This window comes from Edaphobacter modestus (assembly GCF_004217555.1).
GTDB lineage: Bacteria > Acidobacteriota > Terriglobia > Terriglobales > Acidobacteriaceae > Edaphobacter > Edaphobacter modestus.
The window spans coordinates 5,868,669-5,887,983 of sequence record NZ_SHKW01000001.1 but is presented as its reverse complement, the minus strand read 5'-3'; the positions used below and the strand labels follow the sequence as shown (position 1 = coordinate 5,887,983).

At 58.0% G+C, this 19,315-nt stretch carries 18 protein-coding genes, 1 tRNA gene and 1 pseudogene; 4 read left to right on the top strand and 16 right to left on the bottom strand.

Annotated features, from left to right (window positions below; translation table 11 throughout):
- Positions 1 to 9: 9 nt before the first annotated feature.
- From BDD14_RS24970 to BDD14_RS24945, 6 genes are all read right to left on the bottom strand, one after another.
- Positions 10 to 747, bottom strand: a complete 738-nt coding sequence (locus BDD14_RS24970) for a hypothetical protein (RefSeq protein ID WP_130422228.1) — start codon at positions 745 to 747, stop codon at positions 10 to 12.
- 101 nt (positions 748 to 848) lie between these two features.
- Positions 849 to 3,497: a VirB4 family type IV secretion system protein gene (locus tag BDD14_RS24965; protein WP_130422226.1), complete on the bottom strand. Its 2,649-nt coding sequence runs from the start codon at positions 3,495 to 3,497 to the stop codon at positions 849 to 851.
- Positions 3,488 to 3,691, bottom strand: a complete 204-nt coding sequence (locus BDD14_RS24960) for a hypothetical protein (RefSeq protein ID WP_130422224.1) — start codon at positions 3,689 to 3,691, stop codon at positions 3,488 to 3,490. Before BDD14_RS24960 ends, BDD14_RS24965 begins: the two co-directional genes overlap by 10 nt.
- 4 nt (positions 3,692 to 3,695) lie before the next feature.
- On the bottom strand, positions 3,696 to 4,037 hold the full coding sequence (locus BDD14_RS24955; protein ID WP_130422222.1) for a hypothetical protein: 342 nt from the start codon (positions 4,035 to 4,037) through the stop codon (positions 3,696 to 3,698).
- Positions 4,038 to 4,047: 10 nt separating this feature from the next.
- Positions 4,048 to 4,497, bottom strand: coding sequence for a hypothetical protein (locus BDD14_RS24950; RefSeq protein ID WP_130422220.1), 450 nt, complete (start codon positions 4,495 to 4,497; stop codon positions 4,048 to 4,050).
- 9 nt (positions 4,498 to 4,506) lie between these two features.
- Positions 4,507 to 4,896 (bottom strand): hypothetical protein, encoded by a 390-nt coding sequence (locus tag BDD14_RS24945; RefSeq protein ID WP_130422218.1) that lies wholly within the window; start codon positions 4,894 to 4,896, stop codon positions 4,507 to 4,509.
- Positions 4,897 to 5,941: 1,045 nt separating this feature from the next.
- Here BDD14_RS24945 and BDD14_RS32040 point away from each other — a divergent pair.
- Positions 5,942 to 6,109 (top strand): hypothetical protein, encoded by a 168-nt coding sequence (locus tag BDD14_RS32040; protein ID WP_165420231.1) that lies wholly within the window; start codon positions 5,942 to 5,944, stop codon positions 6,107 to 6,109.
- Positions 6,110 to 6,438: 329 nt separating this feature from the next.
- Here BDD14_RS32040 and BDD14_RS24940 read toward each other — a convergent pair whose 3' ends face one another.
- The 10 genes and pseudogenes from BDD14_RS24940 to BDD14_RS24895 form a co-directional block, all read right to left on the bottom strand.
- Positions 6,439 to 6,993: a hypothetical protein gene (locus tag BDD14_RS24940; RefSeq protein ID WP_130422216.1), complete on the bottom strand. Its 555-nt coding sequence runs from the start codon at positions 6,991 to 6,993 to the stop codon at positions 6,439 to 6,441.
- A pseudogene (locus BDD14_RS34670) lies at positions 6,990 to 7,465 on the bottom strand (lytic transglycosylase domain-containing protein). Before BDD14_RS34670 ends, BDD14_RS24940 begins: the two are co-directional and overlap by 4 nt.
- A 5-nt stretch (positions 7,466 to 7,470) precedes the next feature.
- Positions 7,471 to 8,391 (bottom strand): AAA family ATPase, encoded by a 921-nt coding sequence (locus tag BDD14_RS24925; protein WP_130422212.1) that lies wholly within the window; start codon positions 8,389 to 8,391, stop codon positions 7,471 to 7,473.
- Entirely contained in the window at positions 8,384 to 8,665 is a 282-nt protein-coding gene (locus BDD14_RS24920) for a hypothetical protein (RefSeq protein ID WP_130422210.1), read from the bottom strand. Before BDD14_RS24920 ends, BDD14_RS24925 begins: the two co-directional genes overlap by 8 nt.
- Before the next feature lie 190 nt (positions 8,666 to 8,855).
- Positions 8,856 to 9,089, bottom strand: a complete 234-nt coding sequence (locus BDD14_RS32585; RefSeq protein ID WP_207231822.1) for a helix-turn-helix transcriptional regulator — start codon at positions 9,087 to 9,089, stop codon at positions 8,856 to 8,858.
- A 92-nt stretch (positions 9,090 to 9,181) separates the two neighbouring features.
- A complete protein-coding gene (locus tag BDD14_RS24910) occupies positions 9,182 to 10,291 on the bottom strand; it encodes a tyrosine-type recombinase/integrase (RefSeq protein WP_165420230.1) in 1,110 nt (369 codons plus the stop codon).
- A 255-nt stretch (positions 10,292 to 10,546) separates the two neighbouring features.
- A tRNA-Asn gene (locus BDD14_RS24905) sits at positions 10,547 to 10,621 on the bottom strand.
- Between the two features lie 21 nt (positions 10,622 to 10,642).
- On the bottom strand, positions 10,643 to 10,816 hold the full coding sequence (locus BDD14_RS32035) for a hypothetical protein (protein WP_165420229.1): 174 nt from the start codon (positions 10,814 to 10,816) through the stop codon (positions 10,643 to 10,645).
- A gap of 10 nt (positions 10,817 to 10,826) precedes the next feature.
- On the bottom strand, positions 10,827 to 12,224 hold the full coding sequence (gene uxaC, locus BDD14_RS24900; protein WP_130422206.1) for a glucuronate isomerase: 1,398 nt from the start codon (positions 12,222 to 12,224) through the stop codon (positions 10,827 to 10,829).
- Between the two features lie 212 nt (positions 12,225 to 12,436).
- Positions 12,437 to 14,230 (bottom strand): hypothetical protein, encoded by a 1,794-nt coding sequence (locus BDD14_RS24895; RefSeq protein WP_130422204.1) that lies wholly within the window; start codon positions 14,228 to 14,230, stop codon positions 12,437 to 12,439.
- Between the two features lie 263 nt (positions 14,231 to 14,493).
- On the opposite strand from BDD14_RS24895, the gene BDD14_RS24890 reads away from it, so the two are divergent.
- From BDD14_RS24890 to BDD14_RS24880, 3 genes are all read left to right on the top strand, one after another.
- On the top strand, positions 14,494 to 16,623 hold the full coding sequence (locus BDD14_RS24890; RefSeq protein WP_130422202.1) for a glycoside hydrolase family 20 zincin-like fold domain-containing protein: 2,130 nt from the start codon (positions 14,494 to 14,496) through the stop codon (positions 16,621 to 16,623).
- 104 nt (positions 16,624 to 16,727) lie between these two features.
- On the top strand, positions 16,728 to 17,894 hold the full coding sequence (gene nagA / locus BDD14_RS24885) for an N-acetylglucosamine-6-phosphate deacetylase (protein WP_130422200.1): 1,167 nt from the start codon (positions 16,728 to 16,730) through the stop codon (positions 17,892 to 17,894).
- A 188-nt stretch (positions 17,895 to 18,082) separates the two neighbouring features.
- A complete protein-coding gene (locus BDD14_RS24880) occupies positions 18,083 to 19,132 on the top strand; it encodes a YncE family protein (protein WP_242618184.1) in 1,050 nt (349 codons plus the stop codon).
- Positions 19,133 to 19,315 lie beyond the last annotated feature (183 nt).

The following is a 19,315-nucleotide window of genomic DNA, read 5'->3' as shown; positions in this document are numbered from 1 at the left end:
CGGCTCTCCTTATCTGGTCAGCGCCCCAGTGATGAGGCTGTTAACTGCACCGGTCATAGTGGTTCTGCGCTTCACGAGAACATTGTCGTGAGCGATACGGCCGGCCTCCTGGCGCAGCTCTGCCGCAATCATCATCTGCATGTAGGCCTGGCAACGGAGGTTCGCGACTTGTGCCTGTGCAGTGAGGTATGGATTCGAGCCCGGCGTGCTCACCGCAACCTGGTTTTCCATCTGGTTTGCGGTCTGCAGGATGAGATCTTCACCTTGATCCGCGATAAGCGTGGTCTTCAAATTCTGTTGACCTAAAGCATCGTCCATGTCCATCATCACGCGATCCTGCGGCAATGCAGTATTAGCCTGGGGAATCGTCCCGTAGTTCGTGGTGAAGCTCGTCTGAAGTGAAGGGATCTGGGTGGACAGCCGACTATGCAAAATGGACTCGAACTGTTGCGCACCGGGCGTAACCGCACTCGTGAACGGTGTGTTGAATACCTGATTCATTGAGTTGCGAAAACTGGAGATCGAAGTGGCGACAAACCCGCGAGCTTGATTGAGGGCAGCCAGGGGTGCCACGGTCGTCTGATGGAGCTTCGTGACCTGCTGCATGATCTGATTGACAGAGCTCAATGAGCTGCCGATGTCGCTCTGGATGGAGCTGAAGATGGAGTCGAAGACGCTCAGGAACTGGGCGTGTCCCAATGTCGGCAGCGCAACAGTGGTCGCCAAAATCGCAACAGCAATGCCCATCCGCATTTTCCGTTGAGGCCGGGAGGTCAGTCTTTGAGCCGATTCGCTCGCGACAGAAGGATCGACATTCGAAATCTTTTTATTTGATTTGGTCTCTTCGTTCATTGCGCCAATGCCTCCTGCATTTCACCGGACAACTCCACAGGAAGGGGTCCGATCTCAGCGAGTCCACGTGGGTACTGTTCCGCAAGCCGTTCGTAGGCTTCGATCCGCCGCAAGTGCTGGTGCTTACGCAGCCACCACCTGCGGTAGGCGCGTTCTCGCGCGTAAGTCGTAGTAATCCAGTAATCAACCGCGCTCGGAACAATCCGGATCGAATGGGTAGATTCGGCCTTTTCCCCAATCGCGATTAGGAACTCCGCGCTGTGTCCCTTCTTTGGGTGGGCGAAAGTCTTGATCTGATTGAGAGCTGTTTCGTTCAAATGGACGTGATCTCGCAGCGCAGTCATATCGCCGGGTTGTTTGCCGATGATCTTCGTCGTCGCATTCTTGACGATGCCTGCACCATGCTCGTTCGGGCGGTCCGGCGTCCCGACAAAGTCTTCCGGCGTCTGGCTGATACCCCACACACTCGCATTGCGTTTACGCGCGGTGCGAAACAGTTGCACAACCACGCTCGCCAGAATCGGTGATTCAAGAAGCGCCCAGCATTCATCCAGCAGGACGATACTCGGTTGCCCAGTCATCCCGGAGGCCCGGTAAGTCGCTGTATGCGCGATGAGCAGGCTCATCGCTCGTTCCAGGCGGGGATCGTCCTTAAGCTTCTCCACATTGAAGTAGAGCCACGGGTTGTCCAGTTTGACAGTGGTTGGTCGGTCAGAGAGACGCGCGTAGGGTCCATCATCAACCCACGCGCGAAGTTTGGTCGATGCCATTTGGGCCATCGCGTTGATCTTCTGATTGCGGTCGCGATCCTGCCAGTGAGCAAGTTCTGCGGCCAGGTCCCCATACAACGGAACAGGGTTGGACGTCTTCGCGCCGCAGCGTTTGTAGGTGGAGGCGATTGCCTCGAGAAGAACGCTGTCGAGAAGATCGATGTCGAGGTCCGGAGGAGTGTTCTCACCCAGCATGTGCCGCGTCAGATTCTTCAGGAATGAGATCTGATCATTGGAAGGCTTGGTCTCTCCCTGTGGTAGATCCCAGGGATTGATGGTTTGGTTGCTATCGAGCGACATCTCAATCATCTCGCCACCCATCAACTCGACGAGGGGCTGGTAGGAGTCGCCACGTTCGAGAATGGAGATCAACGGATTCGCGCGAGCGGCCATCAGCAGCATCTGTTGCGCAGCAAGTGTCTTGCCTCCTCCGCTCTTCGCCATCAGCAAGCCGTTTGCGTCGGAGAGGTCGGGATCAAACATTGAGAAAGGGATGAGCTGGCGGTAGGGTGTTTCGAACAGGATGAGAGGGCTCCTACGAGTACCGGTCCAGGGCATCTCCACTGGCACAAGATCCGCGACGTTCGATGTCAGCATGTCCTGATCCCGCTTATCCGCCTCGGCCATGCCCGGCAGTGTGCCAAGAAAGATGCGGCGCTTGGCAATCGTCTCCATCACCGCCTTCGAGCCGTTCATATGCGTGAAGGCGTTCAGAACTTCCTGCGTACGATTGGCGAGGTCGCGCTCGCTTCGTTCGAGGTCAGTGAAGGTCACAGCCGTCTGTGAAGTGCGAACCACAACGGAGAGGCTAAGTTTTGCCGTCTTCAGAGAAGACGAGATGATGTCCCGTTGCACCTGAATGAGCTGCGCCTGCGCCACTTCGGCTTCGGGATTTGATTTGAAGTTGCCGTTTGCGTCCTTCTGCGCTGCCGTCATCTTCTGCAGGCGCTTCTTGTAACTCTTGAGCACTTTCACCTGATCGGGAATGACCACTTGGCCGGTGATGACCACCGGAAAACCAAGCGTCGAGAAATTCTGGAGCATTCCAGGGAAGGTCGCGTCCGGCAGTTCCTTCAAGCTGATGACGGAGTAGAGATAGCCATCGATGTTCAGGTATGTCTCTGTCTCATTGAGGATGCTTGCCTGCGTCGCCTGTTCTCGCGCGCTGCGATATTCGAGCATCTCCTCGCCGGGTACAAAGCTGCGGTGATCGCGCCGAGTCGGATGCTGTGAGTGTTTGAGTTCCTCGAACAGATCTTGTGTCGAAAGTCTTCGGGGACCGAGATTGGCCCCCTCCATCGACCCCTCGATGCCCCGGAGAATGGATTCGAACTCCGCTAGGTATGTCTCATGCTCCTTGCGAGTCCGCTGAATTGCTTTCTTCTGGCTGACAGTGAATCCACCAAGCTTTCGATTCTGTTGCATGGAGTGATACAGCTTGGCGTGGATGCGGGGGTCCCAGATGAGATAGACGTGCAGTCGATTCTCGAAGAAAAAGCCGTTATGCTCTTTTTCCATCCACATCCTGAGCCTGTGAGCATCTAGGGCCATCACCTCAGCCTGGTCGGCCCTCTGCTGGCCGACATAGCTGTCGAGCAGGTCGCCAAGATGCTCAGATATTTCGTACCGGAACTGAATGCGCATGCTGACGTCGGGTACGCTGCGGAATAAAGCTTCCAGCATCGATTTGGTCTGATTTCGGTCGTTGTCTGTCGCGAAGTAGGCCAGGATTCCGCGGAGTTCATAGCCAGCCACGAACGCTCCATTGGTGCGCACCATCACGTTATCGCCGCTTGGAAGGTCGCGGAGAGGTAACAGTTCACATACGGCGGGCGACTTCAATTTCTTTTCGTGTTCCGCATAGGTCATTGGCATAGCTCTGTTCTCCTTCCGGTCACACGCGGCTGCGTGTCGCCATGTAGTCTCTCCGCCGCCATCACGGCGAGGGGTGCAATCCCTTCGTGGAATCGCGACGCGAAGACCACGCTGGCGAACACAGCCTGAGCTGCCTCTGGGTCCAGCCGCCAACTCACCATTCCGTCCGCCTCTGTTTTGATCGAAGCCTGCATACGGCTATTCCTCCTCGACGACGTAAGCTTCTGCCTGTTGCGAATCTCGCTCAAGTGCGCACCACGCGCGGGGCGAGAAGAATGACCGCACAAGATCGGTCAGATATCCCCGAGGACGTCCGTACTTGAAGAGGATCAAAAATGGAACGGCCAACACTGGCACGACAAACTCCATGAAGATGTTGAGTGGCATCCCGAGGAAATGAGCATCGTTCCCGGCAAAGTGGGCAAGCAGGTTCATGAGAGCTGCCAAAGCGAGCACGAGGATCAGATCCTCAAACTCGAGACCAAGAAATGTGACCTTCGTATGAAGGTTGCGGTGAACGGGCGTCAAATCCAAGCTCATGACATCCTCCTCAAATTCCGTGCGCCTGCGTCACCATCGATTCGGCGAAGCGCACGATGCCTGAAACCATCAACGCAGCCACTGCCGCGATGAACTTACGAATCCAGGTCGAACCCGGATAGATTTCAGAGACCACGCCACCCATATGGAGCGCCATCGCTGCGAGTTGAGTGAGCGCGAACATGGGCAGGATTACGTTGGCCGTCCAGTTCACGAGACTCATCGTCGCCATCCAGAAGCCATCGCCACTCGTCGGTCCAGCATTTTGCACAAAGCCCTCGAGCGCGCGAAGCATCCCGGAACACATGAGCGAAGCGAAACCACCGTAGAGAAGGTGCTCGAAAGGGGAGCTCTTGCTGTAGCGGTAGACAGCACCGGCGAAAAACATCCCAGCCATCGTTGGCATCATGGTGTTTCCAGCCCAGGAGGCGAGGTTCGTGATTGCGCCATTCAAACTCATCGTTTTCTCCTAGGCCGCCATAGCCTGAAAGAGTGTGAGCAGTCCACTCACGCTCAGAAAAGAAATTGCGGCAAACACCATCCGGGTCCACGGCCTATGGCGGACGAAGTTGATCACCGCACCAACACACGCCAGGCCTGCCGCCGCGGGCATGATCTGGCCGACGATGTAGTTCCACAGGGAAGTGAGCATGTCCGTGGTTGCGTACTGGCCTCCCGAGTTCCAGCCCTGCATCAGTTGCATGGTGGCGGAGAGTGACATTAGAAACAGTGCGGCGATGATGGACGGGAGCGGATTTTCGCCGGCCGCTCCATCCAGGGTCGCTTTCAGAACGAAGTAAGCTGCGAGAACCGGAACCAGTTTGGCCACCACGATCTGATTGACGAATGCTTTGAACACCGTCTCCATACTTGCGAGCCAGCTGGTTCCAACCGATCCGCTCCCAGATGGAACGGTGATGCCTTCCTGATGCAGCCCGCACCAAGAAGTTCTTGCCGGTGTTTTTCCCAGAGACGTTTCCTTTGATGGGACCAAGATCGAGGCCGAGTCCTATCGCGTCGATCTTTTCTCGCTTCTCATCGCGGTTCCCATCCAGCAATCGAATCTCGTCAAACTCCACGCTGACAAGCCCGCTTCGATCAGCCGGTACGAGCTTGCCATAGATACGGGCGCCAGCAGGAACCACGATTCTGTCTCCAATGGCGTATGTGTACTCCACAACAGCCACGACCGGTTCCTGGACAGCACTCGAGATTTGGGTTTCAAGCTTCGCCTGTATCCTCATGCCGGGTGTCATCTCTAATACTGGCGCATCGTCGTCATCACTGTTGAGCCTTGGCGTCGTCGATGACTGACTCTGAGTCGGACTGCGAACAAAGATCAGAGAAGCTTCCTTCAGCGCGTTTTGCTGCTGCGTCTGGATAGCGGGACTCGACGCAGGTTCTCCGTAAGGCTGAGGTTCCTCCCATTTCTGTTGTGTATCAGCGAAGGATGGAACACCTCCCAAAGACGAAGCCGCTGCCGGTTTCGCCGCCATAGGCTTCCGCGAAAACTGAGAGCTTGCCGCAGCTGCGGCTTTGCCGTCCGAGGAGCGGGTGCGTCGTATATCTCCCGGTCCAAGCTGCCCGCTGGAATTATCGGGAGCTGGAGTGTGAACGGTTTCCATCACGGGCGTTACGCTGCCTTTAGGCTGCGTCGGCCCCGAAAGACTTGCCTGCGAGCCATTCGGTTTCGCAGTGGTCTGTCTCTTCGGGGACCTTCCGACGATCGCGGTAAAGACAAAAAACAGTACCGCGACAGCCAGACCTCCTCCAAGAAGAATGAGCTTGTTCTTGCCAATGCCTGGAGTCCCGTTGATGCCCGCGCGCGTCGCAAAATGGCCAGTTCCTCGAGTTAGGGCCTCCTCAGTGGGCTCAGGCTCGTTCGGTCCCGGCGCCGGAGGAGATTGTGCACCGATTCGGTCGGGAGACTCATCGATCTGGACGGGTACACTCCGGCTGCCGTTGCTGTTGTTGTCATGGACGCTCATATTCTGCACGATCCTCTCTACGGGCGTTCTGCCGCGATGGGTGGGGTGAATGGAAGACGGATCAAGATCGGGCGATCGACCTGATCTGCCTGGGCAAGTTGCAGGAACAACTTCTCCGTCGATTGCTTGAAATTTGGGCGGTCGAACACGACCACACCGTCTGCGCGTCCGCCAGGCTCTAGCCTTGTCACGCTGAGTTTGTAGTCGCGGATTTCGAGTTGATCGGAGAGGATGCCCTTGCCTTCTTTCTTCTTCTTCTTCTCCGTCTTGCGGCCGGTGATTTGGATCTGTGGAGCGACGATCTCAACCGGCTGGTCCGAGCTGTTGTAGACCGAGTAAGAGACGACCGTCTCGTTGCTCCATTGACGAATGTCGCCGATCGAGGTCTCGATCTGTTTTCCGTCCCACTTGTTCTACTTGGGAGCATTGAGTTTGGTTTGTTGCTCAAACTCTTGATCGATGGCTGAAGGAACTACAGAAGGAGAGTGGGGTGGCGACGCACCCGAGGAATCCGGCTTCTCAGCGGTCTTCGGCATTACCGGGACGGTCGCATCGGAGACGATCAGAAAGCTTCGCGAGACACGATACTCGATCAGAAAGTCAACCGGCTGGTTGGCGTTGTTAGCACTGGCCCCGTCGCTAATAAGCTCCAGCGTCACATGCTGACCGGACTTCGTTGCGATGAGAAGGTTGGACTGCACAGGATCTTTTGTGATGGGTTTGACGTAGACATACTGCGGCTCGCCCTCGTTGTGTTCGGCTTTGAAGGAACTCGGACTTCCGAGGATGACAGAAGTGATCTCCTCGGGCATGCGAATCGTCGACTCGAACTCAGGTCGGAGATGGAGTGCCGTCACCTGATTTAGATTGATCGTGATCGTGGCAACACGTGAGCTTACGGCTGGTCCGGTAGCTCCGAGTCGGAGCGGCAGCAATACTGCAATGGGAATGAGCCAACGAAGTTTCATCTTGTTTCTCTCCTTGATGGTCTTGGGGCCGCTTGTTTTCGCATCACGTACTGCCGTCGAACCGCCTCAACATAAGCAATGACATCGGGGTTGCAGTAGTTGAGTTGCTTTTGTCCTATCCAACGATCACCCGCGTAGTACGCCGCAGCTACCAGGCGAAGATCACCTCGGAACTCCCACATCAATGTGGTCACATAGCGGGTGCCGGCCGCGATGTTCTGCTCGACATCGAAGGCTCGACAGCACCGTAGCGCCGAGCTGTATCGGGCATCAGTTGCATCAATCCCATTGCTCCCTTGTTCGACAGTGCGCGAGGATTCCAGCGCGATTCGACGTCGATCAAAGCTGCGATCAACTCAGGTGGCACCCTATAGTGAGCCGCATAATGCTGGACACATCGTTCGGCCAAAGGGGAAGGGACATCGGCCTTGGAATCGTTGGGCAGTAGGAGGAACAGCAGCAAAGGAAGCATCCATTTCATGTTCGTGGCTCTCCTTCAAGCGCCATCTTTTGGGCGAAGCGAGCACCGTCATCGAGGAGGCTTTTGAAACCCTCGCGGAGGAGCAGGTGGCGACGGTCTTTATCAGTCTTAGCCAGGAACGGCAGCAGGACGTCCCGGTGCTCTTCGGTCACATGTTCGGCGCCAAGCAACTGTAGGGCATTGGCAAAGTCGATCATCTCCGACACGGATGGCGGTTTTTCGAGCGAATAATTGCGAAACGAGAGCGCAATGCCAGCCATCTCGCGGTGAAACTCTGCATCGGCGTTTGGCGTGCGGCTCGCGATGATTTCCGATTCCCGTTGTGGCGTCGGGTGTTCGACGCGTACATAGAGACTGCGCCTGCGGATCGGATCGCCGAGACGTCTCTCTTCGTTGCTGGTCAGAACGACGAATGGAATGCTCCTGGCTCCAACCGTTCCGAATTCTGGGATGGAGAGCTGCCAGGCGGACAAAATCTCCAACAGCATCGCTTCGAATCCGTCATCCACTTTGTCGAGTTCGTCGATCAAGAGCACACAGGGCCGTTCGCACTCGAGAGCACGCATCAGCGGACCGGGTCGAAAGAAGTCGCGTCCCTTCAGACTCGCCTGTACGGCCTGCCAGTTCTCGTGTTGGCTCTTGGAGAACTCCATATAGAGACGTTGCAGACCTTCATCGAAACGTCCAATGGCCTTGTCCGCGCTGACGCCGCGATAACACTGGAGGCGCTCCACATGCGTTTCAGCCGCAGCCGCCACGGAGAGGGCGAGCTGCGTTTTGCCCGATCCCGCAGGTCCTTCGAGCAATAACGGTTTTCTGAGCTTTGCAGCAAGATAGACGACTTGGACCATCACGGGATCGATGAAGTAGCCCGTTGCTGATAGCTTGCTCGAAAGGTCAGTCAACGAATCAAACATCGATCTCCTCCGCCAGCTCAGACAAAAGATCGTTTACCGGGATCGACACCACTACCCGACGTTCCCGCTTCGCCTGCCGCAGTTGGGAACACGAGTGAACCCAGATGTGCAGAAGTGTCGTGGCCCATACGGCAGCCAATAGGAGCAACAGCAACTTGCTCCAGATGACTACCGCGAATGCTCTCCAGACCAAGCCGCCGTAATACGTGACCACGGCCGCATCGAGCGCCGTCACTGAAATTGCAATACCGAGCCAAGTCGTCCGCTTTCCCACATGCACCTCCTCGATGCGGTGCCATCATGAGGTGGTTCCAAAACTCGGTCAAATTCCCCGTTGCGATTGCAGATGAACGCCAGTTCCGCTCGGGTCCACTGCTCCGGTAGCGGCAAAAGGGGATCTGCGCACCGTCTCGATAGGGCAACGTTCCTCGCACCTTCGCGATCCGGTGAAGGAACGAGAGCAATCACGCCACCGGGTGCAGTCGGCTGCGGGGAGGGCCGACAGGCTTCAGTCGCCCACCGTTTCCGCCCGTCGGCAACCCATCCACCCATCGCATGATTGCTTCAAGGCGATACCGCACAAGTGGGCCCACCTTCACGTACTCTGGGCCTTCTCCGCGGAGCCGCCACCGTCTCAAGCAGGCCAAACTGACCTGGAGCATTTCTGAAAGCTGGGTTTCGTTCAAGAACGTTTCCATGATGTCCTCCTCTTTTCTAAGCGGGCCCTGGGGCAACTTGGCCGAGAACTTAACCTGAGATGAGAACTCGGTCAAATCGCCCCATAGGTGCGCTATTGCGATGGAGAGGCGTCCTGTTGCGACGTGGCGCTCAGCCTGGAAGAGCTCCGACGTTTGACTGCGACCGCCTCCAGGGCCTCTCGCTTTGCTTTCATCCGGATATGGCTGTAATGGCGAAGCATCTGACGATCGACGTGCCCGGCGATCTCCATGATGGTCTCGTCGCCGGCGCCACTTTCAGCAAGCTCCGTGATGAGGGTGTGCCGGTTATCGTGCCACCTGCCTGTCACCTTCGCGTTCTTGCGCGTGGTCTTCCATGCGGTCTTGAACGAGGTAATGTGCCGCGTGGGATCAGAAGGCATCGGCCTTCCGAACGGAAACAAATACCAATCGTCTTGCAAAGCTCCAAATCGCTCTCGATACCATTCGCTGTGATTTACCAGCGCCTCGTGAAGTTCTGAGTTTAGGGGGATGATTCGGCCTTCTCCGGCGTCGCTCTTGGCTTTACCAACCTGCAGAGTCCCAGCTTTCAGCTTGACTTGGCCCCAGGTCAACGTCTTGATCTCCGTATCTCGCAGGCCCGCGTTGCGGGCGAGCATAAATGCCGGAAACATGTGCGGGCTTCGTGACAGTTTCGCCTTCTCTGTCAGACTCTGGGTTTCCTCAGCGTCGAAGGCTTTCCCGATCCGTTTTCTAACCGCCAATTTGAGCTGTTTCTTCTTCCTCAGATGAGCGCGTATCACCTCACCTGAGTCTCCAAGCATCTTCAGCAGGAAACGCACCTCTTCGTTAATCGACTTTGGCGCCGCTTGCTCACGCAGTCGATCTTCCTGATACTTCAGGACCGCCGCTTCATCGATATCAACAATCAACTCGGCTCCGAGAATCCGCGATACATGACCAAGCGCGTAGGTGGCAAAGGTCGCTGATCGATATCTCAGCTTGTAACCGATCAGATACTCATCGACTACATCCCTGAGGTATCGAATGCGATGCTGGCGAACCTCTCTGATGTTGTGGAAACCAGTCTCTAGTTCCCTTCTCCGCTGTTGTTCAGCATTCTTCGCGACCGTCTTCGACGTTGACTTGGATGACTCGCGGATCGGTTGGCCGGCAAAGTAGAACTTGTACCACCACACCCCGCCTCGCTTAAAGAGAGCCATATCACTTCCTCTATCGTTCTCTGTCTGGGCAGCCCGTTGCATTGGGCGCGGAGGGAGATTGAAGCAGAAGTGGGATTCGGTCAAATCGCGGAGCTGTAATTGAAGTTAAGGACGAGAGGCTAAGGGGCCAACTGAGCACGGTTGCTATGGATACAGCATCCGTTTTGAAAGAGCGTGGGCACAAAAATGGGCACAATCAGCCCTTTTGCGTCGTTTTCGAACTGCTCTTCCCTGCTCTAAGTTCTTGATTTTGATTGGCTCCTGAGGTAGGACTCGAACCTACAACCCTTCGGTTAACAGCCGAATGCTCTGCCATTGAGCTACTCAGGAGTGCCATGGAGCACGTCCAGATCAGGGACGCGCTGCGCTTTTATTGTTATAACAAATGCGGGTATCTCGGTCAAAGGCAAACTCGCTGGCGAGATGACACGAAGTTCCGTTTCGCGCCGTAGCGTCTGCGCCTGCGCACTCTCCGTCGAGAGAGACAAAGAAGCCATCCGGGCCTGCCGGAGGCTCCTTCTTCATACTTCGTTTCCTAGAGTTTGTAAGCCTTCCTGACAAGATTCACCGTCAGGTCCTGGACAACCTGAAAAGCCTCTTCCTCGTCCAGACGATGTTCCGCCACCAGGCGACCCAGAAACGCGCAATCGATCCTGCGCGCCACGTCATGTCGCGACGGAATCGACAGGAAGGCCCGCGTATCGTCGTTGAATCCCACGGTATTGTAGAAGCCCGCAGTCTCCGTAGCCGTCTCACGGAACCGCATCATGCCCTCGGGAGAATCGTGGAACCACCATGGCGGTCCAAGCCTCAGTGCAGGATAGTGACCCGCAAGCGGCGCCAGCTCTCGCGAGAAGGTCGACTCATCCAGCGTAAACACGATGAATGTAAACCGTGTATCGTTCCCGTACTTGCTCAGCAGCGGTCGAAGGTTGCGAACATACTCCGTAGGAGACGGAATATCGGCGCCCTTGTCGCGTCCGAACTTCCCATACAACAGTTTGTTGTGGTTGCGGATACTTCCCGGATGGAGCTGCATCGTAAGCCCATCCTCCACCGACATCCCCGCCATCTCCGTCAGCATCTGGGCCTGAAAGATCTGTTGCTCTTCCGGAACCGAACGGCCAGAAAGGATGCGCTGGTAAAGCGACTCGGCCGTCGACGGATCGAGGTCGGTCGTCATCGCAGTCAGGTGTCCGTGATCGGTCGCCGTCGCTCCCATCGACTTGAAGAACGCGCGGCGGCTACGCAGAGCATTCAGATAGCCCTTGAAGGTCCCGATGTTCTCTCCCGTAATCGCACCCAGCTTTTCGATGTTCTCGAGAAAGCCTGCGTACTCCGCGTCGATCACCGCATCCGGCCGGAAAGTCGGAAGCACTCTTCCCTTCCATCCCGATTCCTGAATGGCCTTGTGATACTCAAGAGGATCGAGTGGAGAATCGGTGGTAGAAAGCACCTCGATCCGAAACTTCTCAAAGAGAGCACGCGGACGAAACTCAGCTGTCTGAAGCGCTCGGGAGATCGTGTCGTAGTAGTCATCCGCGTTCTCCGCGTTCAGGCGCTCGCTAAGACCGAACAGCGTGCTCAGAGAGTAATCGAGCCACAGACGCGTCGGCGTCCCCCGGAACAGATAGTAGTGCCTCGCAAAGATGCGCCACACCTCGCGCGGATCGGCCTGTTGCTTGCCGTCCACCTGCGGAATTCCCAGAGACTCCAGCGATACTCCCTGCGAGTACAACATGCGAAAAATATAGTGGTCCGGCTGAATAAACAGAGCCGCGGGATTGGGAAAGGACTCATCCTTGGCAAACCACGCCGGATCGGTATGTCCGTGTGGAGAAAGAATTGGAAGGTCGCGCACTGTCTCATAAAGCTTCGCCGAAACCGCACGGGCCGCGGGATCGGATGGGAACAACCGCATCGAATCAAGCATTCAAAGCACCTCGGAAAGCAACTGGTAAAACAATGGGTAAGAGGGCGTCAACCGTCTTTCAATTAAGTGCGAGTCCGAACAAACTCGACCCCAGAAGCCTATCAAACCTGAGGGACAAGTGGTTGACCAATTTACCTCCGTTATCCATCTCCGCCTTAAATGACGAAAGACGTCCTCTCAGGACGTCTTTCGTCGGACCGGGATCCGGTGGTTTAGGGAATGTAGTAACGCATTCCAGTGAAGACCATATTGTTGGTCGCCTTTGGGGCGCCGCCTACACCGGTCCACGCCTCGCGGGTCAGGTAGCTGTACTGCATCTGGTACTGCAACCGCCCAAACCGCGGATTGGAATAGACGCGATAGGTGAACCCTGCCGTGCCTTGAAGGATTGCGCGGGTCGCACCCAGGCAATTTGCCGCCGGGCCGGGGTTGTACGGTGCCCCACCGGCGAGTCCGTTGCCCGATCCCGATGGAACTGCCTCGGTATTGCAACCGGTGTTGTTGCCAGTCACTGGAGCATAGCCGACCAGCACCCCACTCGCGTTCGCGAAAGTCGTCCGTTGAGCATACTCGCCGCCGGCGTAGCCGAAGACATCGAGCTTCTTCAGCGGATGCCCTTCCAGCGAGATCAACCCCTGCTGCGACTTGATCGTGGCAAGCGTTCCGTCCGGATGAACCGTGACGTCCGGCAGCGTTGACGTTCCGTAGCGGCCTACGCCGGTTCCCGTCATCATATGCACGCCCACGTCGAGATACTTCGTCGCCGGCACGCGAATATTGGCGAAGAAGCCGCCGCCAGTCTTGGTGTCATTGGTGGCTCCGGCGCTCGTTGTCCCGGCAGGGTAATAACGATCGCGGAACCAGCGACCGACCCCACCCGCTTCGAAGTGTCCATACTTCGCATCATAGGTTCCCTTCACAACCACATCAGGCGCAACGTTGTTCGAATAGTTCGCCGTCAGGTTGTACAGACCGCCACCGGTTCCAGCAGCGCCGATGAAGAAGTTCGACGGTGCATTGGAAGCCGAGTAGATATACTCCGCCTGCTCCAGCGAGGCCGCGGCCGTGAACTTGCCGAATCTCTGCTGAAACCGCATCGCCGGTTGCCGAGCCCAGCTGAAGCCCACGTGATACTGGGCGTCGATCGTCATCGGCAGGTTCTCGGTCCGGTTATCGGTAGAGGTCTTCGTCTCCGTCACCAGCGACCACATCTGTCCACCCGTCACCGCGAAGCCCGACTGTGTCGCCGCCTGACCCCAGATCTGGCGCTGCCGCAGCGTATAGCTGTTGCTCTGGTTGTCGTTCGAGGTCGCACCCGCCGAAAGGAAGTCCGCCTCCACATAACCGGACAGCTTGAACGGCCCCGTGTTGCCCTCAAAGAGCGCGCCCAATCGGCTCTGCCGGCCCGAGAAGTTCAGCTCGCTCACATGAGCCATTCCTGATCCCATGTAAGGAGTGGAGTTGAACGGCGTATTGACATCCGACGCCATCGCCCGCGACCGCCACACCGATTCAAGCGCGAAAAACGCGACCGGCGTAATCGTCACACCCTTGTAGTGGATCGTCGTGGGAGATTCGATCGCACTCGTAACATCTCTCTTCGTATCGCTGATCGTCTGTGCCAGTCCGGTATTGGCTACCTTCAGGTCAGAGACCGAGCTCGAGAGCGTCGCCATCTCCTCATGGTTCGATTGGATCGCCGTCAACGCCTCCTGTGCCCGTGCCGCCGCCGCATTCGCAGAGGCTGTCGCAGCCTGCGCATCCTGGGAAGTCGTGCTCAACTTAGCGTCTCGGTCAGCCAACAGGCGCTTCAGCTCATCAATCTGAGCCTGCTGAGCCTGCATCTGCTCCCGTAATTCCCTAAGGGTCCGTTCAAGTGGACTCTCAGCCTTCTTCCGAACCGCTCTCTTAGTAGCCGTTCGCTCAGACGTTCCCGTTTGCGCCTGCATCGATGCCGTACTCAAAATCAGCACCGCTGCGAGCGCAGCTCGTAGTTGCTTCGTCATGGACCCTCGCAATATTTAAGCGGCCGGATAAGACAGAGATAGGGAGCCCGGACCTGTTTTTGAAGCGATCCGTGGCTGCGCTGCTCTTCCGAGCCATTGCGCTGATTCTTCCAAAATCGTGTGAACAGGAAAATAATTAGCAATCCATTAACCTTCGAGATTGCAGTCCCTAACCGACCGCTGACGTAGAAATACGACCGATGTTCGACCTCCTGGGACTCACGGCCTGTCAGTTCAGCGCTAACTGATTTACCGTTATCGGCATGCGCTTTTTTTCCGTTGCCTCCCTGCTGCTCACTGCTCTCGCTGTGTCTACTGCCGCTCAGTCCCCCCTGAAGTTGATCCCCATCCCTCGCGAAGTGCGTGAAGCCACCGCCCAATCTCTCTCGCAGGGAGTTCAGATCGCATGCACCTCCCCTTGCGACAGCGAGGATGCCTTCGCCGTCGACGACCTCAAGAGCTACCTCGCCTCGCAGGGTGTGACCGTCAACGCAACCTCCCCGGTCAACATCCTCGTCGTGCGCTACGGTTCGCCGATCTCGAAATCGATCCTCTCCGACGCCTCCCCCGATAAAAAAACGCAGGCTGACTTCCCCGCCGAGATGAAGGCCGAAGGCTACGCCATCATTCCCGACGGCAAAGGCCTGGCGATCACAGCCGACAGCGGCTCCGGCATCTTCTACGCTCTCCAGACCGTCAAGCAGCTCGTCACCGGTTACGGCACAAACGCCACCCTCCACACCGCGACCATCCGCGACTGGCCCGCCATGCGCTACCGCGGCCTCAGCGACGACCTCTCCCGCGGCCCCTTCCCCACCTTCGAGTTCCAGAAGAAGCAGATCCGCACTCTGGCCGCCTACAAGGTCAATATCTACTCGCCTTACTTCGAGCACACCATGCAGTACACCGGCCACCCCCTCATGGCGCCCCCCGGAGGCTCCCTTACCCAGGCGCAGGCCCGCGAGCTTGGCGCCTATGCCTCGAAATACCACATCATCATCATTCCCGAGCAGGAAGCCTTCGGCCACCTCCACTATCTCCTCAACTGGGAGAAGTACTCTCCGATCGCAGAGACCCCCCACGGCCAGGTCCTCGCCCCCGGACAAGCCGACGCACAGAAGCTCACCCACGACATGTTCAGCGAGCTCGCCCAGATCTACCCCGGGCCCTTCCTCCATCTCGGGGCCGACGAGACCGTCGAGCTCGGCAAAGGCCAGACCAAGGCCGAAGTCGACTCCAGGGGCCTCGGAACCGTCTACCTCGACTTCCTCCAGCGAATCGTCACCGATCTCCAGCCTTTGAACCGCAAGCTCCTCTTCTGGGGTGACATCGCCTATAAAGAACCCGATCTCCTCAAACAGCTCCCCGACTCCTTCAAGAAAGCCACCATCGCCGTCCCCTGGGAGTACAACCCCCACCCCAACGGCTTCGATCGCTACATCAAGCCCTTCACCGACGCCGGCTTCGAAACCTGGGTCGCGCCCGGCATCAACAACTGGTCGCGCGTCTATCCCAACTGGAACAACGGCCTCGACAATATCCAGCGGTTCACCCTCGATGGACAGAAGCTAGGAGCCACCGGTCAGCTCAACACCATCTGGAACGACGACGGCGAAGCCCTCGTCAACGCCGACTGGTACGGCATCCTCTACGGCGCCGAGGCCGCCTGGCACAAGGGCGAAGCCTCGATTCCTGCCTTTCAGTCCAGCTTCGGCGAAAACTTCCACGGGGATGCTACCGGCAAGATCGACGAAGCCCAGCGCGAGCTGATGGCAGCTCACAAGCTCCTCAAGGACTCGCCCTATAAGGTCGACGGGCAGGACCTCCTCTTCTGGCAGGACCCCTGGAACTCCGATGGCCAGCGCATCGCCGGTCAGCTTCGTCCCCTCCTCTCCGAGCTTCGCCTGCACTCCGAGCGCGCCCTCGTTCTAGTCGCCGAAGCCCGCACCGCCAATCCCAACCTCCGCGAAACCGACGCGCTCGACGTGCTCGATCTCGGCGCCCGCCGCATGGATCTCATCGGGCTCAAGTTCCAGATCTCCGACGAGATCGCCAACAGCTACGCCCACGCCTTCGCCCTGCAGACCTCCAAAACCAAGGAGGATCATGAGGAGCTGGCCCGCGAGCTGAACTCCATCAACGCTGTAAACGGCAAGCTGCAGGATCTCCGTAACAACTATTCCCTCTTGCGCGACCTCTACGAGCAGGCATGGCTCAAGAGCTACCGGCCCTACTTCCTGCGCAACAATCTCGAGCGTTACGACTTCACCATCCAGATGTGGCTTGGCCGCATCGACCGTATGCGCACGGCACAGCGCCAGTGGACCAACTCACAGACCCTGCCCACAGCCGCGGAGCTGGGAATTCCCGCGCCAGCCTTGCCCCTCAACTAGCCCTTCCCTCGGAGAAACACTTCTGCATAAGTGTTTCTCCGAAAATTCTTCCTCTTCTCACTCATACTTTCGTTTTCGATTCAGGCGAGACTAGACTAACCGCGATGCTCCAGACTCTCTCAGCACGACGACTTATCACCGCTACAGAAACCATCGAGCGGCCTACCGTCACCATCCACCGCGACGGCACGATCGCGGCCATCGAGCCGGATTCCGCCCCCCAGGCCGCGGACACCACGCTGACCACAACCTTCCTGGACATTCATACCCATGGCGGTGCCGGTCACGACGTCATGGAAGGAACTCCCGAGGCTCTCTGCAACGTCAGCCGCTTCATGGCCAGCCATGGCGTCGGCCACTTTCTCCCCACGACCGTCACCGCTGCGATCGACAAAACCCTCGCCTCACTCGAAGGAATCGCCCAGGCGATCGATCGCGCCTCCACCTCTGCGTGGGACCCCGATCTCGCTCGCCCCATCGGAATCCATCTCGAGGGACCCTTCATCTCGCACGCCAAACGCGGCGTCCATCCACCCGCCCACATCCTTCCTCCCGATATCGGCCTCTTCGATCGTTTCCAGCAGGCCGCCGCAGGCCACATCCGACTCATCACCATCGCCCCCGAGATCCCCGGCGCAATCGATCTCATCCGGCACTGCGCCGAACAAGGCGTCCGCGTGAGCATCGGGCATACCAACGCGACCTCGGCGGAAGCCCGCGCAGGTATCCATGCCGGTGCCCGCAGCGCAACGCACACCTACAACGCCATGCGCGCCCTCGATCATCGTGAGCCCGGCGTCCTCGGCGTCGTACTCGACGACGACAACCTCTACGCAGAGCTCATCTGCGACGGAATCCACGTCGCGCCCGAACTCGTCCGTCTCTGGCTCAAGGCCAAAGGTCCCGACCGGGCCATCCTGGTCACCGACAGCATGGCTGCGGCGGGCATGCCCGAGGGCGAATACATGCTCGGGACCTTCGCCGTGACCGTCGCCAATGGCCGGGCTCTCTCCGCCGAGGACCTCGCCCAGGGCAAGCACACCCTTGCCGGAAGCGTCCTCACGCTAGATCGCGCTGTCTCCAACCTCCAGCAGTTCACCGGCGCCACGCTTCAGGTCGCATCCTGTCTCGCATCGCATAATCCGGCCAGACTCCTGGGCCTCGACGACAGCCTGGGCCTGATTCAGCCCGGCCAGCCAGCGAACTTCAACGTCTTCAACTCCAGCGGAGCCCGCGAGCGGACCGTGATCTACGGAAGAACTCTCGAATAGGGAAACCCCTGTCCGTTGTTGTTCGTCCCTCCATAGCCGCACAAAAAATCTGTCCTCGAACGCCACCGCAACCAACCAGCTACCTGGTATTCACCAGGAGCACAAATCAGCAGCCTGCGTTCCTTTCACCGCGGGGGCAAAGTTGTGAACCTGCACCTGTCTCCTCTAAAAGGAGGGATACCCGCTCGATGATCTCCAAGTCCTACGTTCTGGCCGCGGCCCTGACACTCTTCGCCGCATCGACCCACGCCCAGTCACCTTCAACACAGTCACCTTCACCACGCGAAGCTCTGCTCGTCGTCACCAAGCAGTCTCACGCTCTCGCCATCGTTGACGCCCTCAGCCTTCGCGTCCTCGCTCATGTTCCCATCGGCGAAGATCCTCACGAAGTCGTCGTAGGCCCCGACCATCGCACAGCCTTCATCTCCAACTACGGCGAAGGAACCCTCCACACGCTCGCCCGGGTCGATCTCGTCAATCAAAAGCCTCTCCCCCCTGTCGACCTCTCACCTCTGGTCGGTGCTCACGGCATCTTCCTGCACGATGGAAGCCTGTGGGTCACCACCGAAGGCTCCAAGTCTCTCGCCGTCATCAATCCCGCCACCAGCCGCGTCACCTCCGTCCTCGGCACCGGTCAGGACAAGACGCATCTCGTCTGGGTCTCCCCCGATGGCAAAAAAATAGTCGCTTCGAACGCCGGCTCACGCACCATGAGCATCTTCGATCAGGTCGAGATCAAACCCACAGTCGTCCCCGGCGCACCCGCTCCCCCGGCCTCCTACACCCACGCCGGATGGCACCACACCCTCATCCCGGTCGGCGAAGCCGCCGAAGGCTTCGCCGTCTCCCCCGACGCCCGGGAGCTCTGGGTCGGTAATGCGGACGGAACCATCTCCCTCATCAATCTCGTCACCGAAAAAGTTCAGGACATCCTCCATCCCGGCATCGTTGGGGCCAATCGTCTGAAGTTCACCCCCGACGGCCGCCTCGTCATCGTCACCACTCACACCGGCAAAGACCTCGTCATCATCGACTCCCGAAATCACGCCGTCGTAAAACGCATCCCCATCGAGCAGCGCGGAGCGTCGGGAATCCAGATCGAGCCCAACGGCAAGCGTGCCTTCATCGCCTGCCCGCGCGACCACTACGTCGCCGTCGTCGATCTCACGAAACTGGAGATGATCGGCAGAATCGACGCCGGGCGCGAACCCGACGGCCTCGCCTGGTGGACCTACTGAGGCGAGCCGTAGCGATTCAGTGCAGGACCCAACTACGGGTGCCCCATCTTCGCGACGGCTCCATCGTCGCTAAGGTGGGCATTCGAGCGAAGCTCGAACCGTTCCACATCCCTCAGATCGACCATCACGCTCGAGCGATTGGCCATCGCACGAAAAGGCTGTCAATTAGGCCCGGACTAAGAT

Bases quoted from the DNA above. Each gene is read 5' to 3' on its own strand.
- BDD14_RS24970 (WP_130422228.1), bottom strand. From the start codon at position 747: ATGGGCATTGCTGTTGCGATTTTGGCGACCACTGTTGCGCTGCCGACA.
- BDD14_RS32035 (WP_165420229.1), bottom strand. From the start codon at position 10,816: ATGAAGAAGGAGCCTCCGGCAGGCCCGGATGGCTTCTTTGTCTCTCTC.
- BDD14_RS24895 (WP_130422204.1), bottom strand. From the start codon at position 14,230: ATGACGAAGCAACTACGAGCTGCGCTCGCAGCGGTGCTGATTTTGAGT.
- BDD14_RS32585 (WP_207231822.1), bottom strand. From the start codon at position 9,089: ATGGAAACGTTCTTGAACGAAACCCAGCTTTCAGAAATGCTCCAGGTC.
- BDD14_RS24910 (WP_165420230.1), bottom strand. From the start codon at position 10,291: ATGGCTCTCTTTAAGCGAGGCGGGGTGTGGTGGTACAAGTTCTACTTT.
- nagA (WP_130422200.1), top strand. From the start codon at position 16,728: ATGCTCCAGACTCTCTCAGCACGACGACTTATCACCGCTACAGAAACC.
- BDD14_RS24950 (WP_130422220.1), bottom strand. From the start codon at position 4,497: ATGAGTTTGAATGGCGCAATCACGAACCTCGCCTCCTGGGCTGGAAAC.
- BDD14_RS24960 (WP_130422224.1), bottom strand. From the start codon at position 3,691: ATGCAGGCTTCGATCAAAACAGAGGCGGACGGAATGGTGAGTTGGCGG.
- BDD14_RS24955 (WP_130422222.1), bottom strand. From the start codon at position 4,037: ATGAGCTTGGATTTGACGCCCGTTCACCGCAACCTTCATACGAAGGTC.
- BDD14_RS24880 (WP_242618184.1), top strand. From the start codon at position 18,083: ATGATCTCCAAGTCCTACGTTCTGGCCGCGGCCCTGACACTCTTCGCC.
- BDD14_RS24940 (WP_130422216.1), bottom strand. From the start codon at position 6,993: ATGAAACTTCGTTGGCTCATTCCCATTGCAGTATTGCTGCCGCTCCGA.
- uxaC (WP_130422206.1), bottom strand. From the start codon at position 12,224: ATGCTTGATTCGATGCGGTTGTTCCCATCCGATCCCGCGGCCCGTGCG.
- BDD14_RS24890 (WP_130422202.1), top strand. From the start codon at position 14,494: ATGCGCTTTTTTTCCGTTGCCTCCCTGCTGCTCACTGCTCTCGCTGTG.
- BDD14_RS24925 (WP_130422212.1), bottom strand. From the start codon at position 8,391: ATGTTTGATTCGTTGACTGACCTTTCGAGCAAGCTATCAGCAACGGGC.
- BDD14_RS24965 (WP_130422226.1), bottom strand. From the start codon at position 3,497: ATGCCAATGACCTATGCGGAACACGAAAAGAAATTGAAGTCGCCCGCC.